General features: G+C 69.6%; 2 protein-coding genes. One reads left to right on the top strand and one right to left on the bottom strand.

Translation table 11 applies throughout. The features are described from left to right. The first annotated feature begins 312 nt into the window (after positions 1-312). A complete protein-coding gene (locus ABZ885_RS40575) occupies positions 313-528 on the top strand; it encodes a hypothetical protein (protein ID WP_360200143.1) in 216 nt (71 codons plus the stop codon). A 104-nt stretch (positions 529-632) separates the two neighbouring features. On the opposite strand, the gene ABZ885_RS40570 is transcribed toward ABZ885_RS40575, so the two are convergent. Next, the coding region (locus tag ABZ885_RS40570) for a YhjD/YihY/BrkB family envelope integrity protein (protein WP_360200141.1) at positions 633-1,754 on the bottom strand (1,122 nt) is incomplete at its 5' end.

Here is a 1,754-nt window from a genome sequence, read left to right as displayed (position 1 = left end):
CCTCGGCGGACACTCGGTATTCCTCTCCAGCCTATCGCCGGACGAGGCGAACGACGCGTCGGCCGGGCACACCCGCCCCTGGGCGAGGACCCGGCCCACGGCCGCCGCTCCGCTGGGCTGTGATCATCACTCGGGCGCCCTCTTGCGGCCCCTCACGGTGCCCGGTGAAAGCCCTGACGCTATATTGAACGCGTTCAAGTTCGGAGTGCGGGGGCCTCCTGCCGATCGGCTGCAGGCCCCCGTAAGCCGCATGTGGTGCAGGCATGTCGGTGCTCGATAGCGGGGGGACTCGTGGTTGTTGCGGCGCGCTTGGTGATCACTTGGATCGCGACCTGGGTGGCCCTGGTCGTGCTCTACCTCTCGCCCGTGGTCCTGCCGGACCAATGGCAGTACTACGTCTACTCGCCGGCCAGTGCAGGGCTGTGGATGCTGTCCATGGTCGGCGGCCCGCCCCTGGTCTGCGTTCTCAACCGGCGATGGATCCGCCATGGCGTCTGGACGGCCGGGGCCGGCGGAAGCAGGACCTGAGTCCGCAACCTCGATCGGCTGTCGCGACGGACCCTGGTCCCGGCAACACCGTCCTCCTGGTGTGACCTGGGGATATCGGCTACCAGCGGGCGGCCGGCAGGTGCTCAGCGTCTCCTGGTCAGGCGGCCCAGGACGGTCTGGCCGCGGGTGGTCTGCCAGCGTGAGCGTGCCTGCCGGAGCACCGTGTCCCACTCCTGCCGGACCTCGTTGTCCGGCGGGCGTTCGCCGCGGCCGATCCTGTCGAGCTCGTCCCGCACCTCCCGTCCGAGCGCTGCCGAGGCGACGGTCGCGAGCATGGCTCCGAACAGGGCGGAGAGCATCGCGAACACCGCCCCGATCGCGCCGTAGCGGTCCGTGTAGGAATTGAAGAGGTGGGGCAGGTAGAAACTCATGGCCACCGAGTAGCCGCTCAGCAGGATCGCCCCGATGACCCCGAACGGCACGAGGTCGAGCCAGGGGATTCGAGCGGCGGACAGGAGCCGGCCGCTCCAGATGAGGAAGGCCGCCGTCAGTGGCGCCTCCACGACGGCCGCTGCCAGTTCCAGGGGTCGGCGGCCCAGGACAGCGTGGACCCAGCCGCTCAGTGCGGCGTACACGGCCAGCACTGTGATCCACTTCAGGCCGTTCACCGTGTTGCGGACGCTCAACGGCTGCAGTTCCCAGCCCTGTTCGAAGAGCCTCTGGGAAGCCCGCGCGAAACTCAGCACCGAGACGAGAAGAAAGACGATCCCGAAGATCCCCACCGTGCTCCAGCCGCTCGACGAGGAGAGCATGTTGCGTACGGCTTCGGCGCCGTCCCCGCTGAGGCCGTAGCGGTCGATGACGCGGTCGGCGATGTCCTTGCCGCCCAGGCCGACCACGACGGCGCTGAGGAGGATGGCCAGGGGCACGACGGCCGTCAGCGCGGAGGAGGCCAGGGCCATCGAGCGGTCGAAGCCCACGAGTCGCTGGAACCGGCCGACCACGCGCAGCGCGAACGCCGGGCGGAGCCAGAAGGTCGCCGTCCTCAGGATGGTCTCGCGGCTGATCCGTGTCGTCGGGCCCTCCGGAGTAGCAGTGGCAGTGGCAAGGTGTCGTCGAGGAAGCCGGGTGAGTTCGGCGGGTGTCCGAAGGGCTTCCGGCCGGCGCGGCGGATCGTCGCCGGGGCGATCCTCCCGCGTCGGATCCCGACCGGACCGGCAACCCGCCGGGTGAGTGCCTCCGTTTGCTCCTGAAGAGCGGCGTTC

This window comes from Kitasatospora sp. NPDC047058, assembly GCF_040643935.1.
GTDB lineage: Bacteria > Actinomycetota > Actinomycetes > Streptomycetales > Streptomycetaceae > Kitasatospora.
The sequence above is the reverse complement of the archived record's forward strand: the minus strand, read 5'-3'. Positions and strand labels throughout refer to the sequence as shown.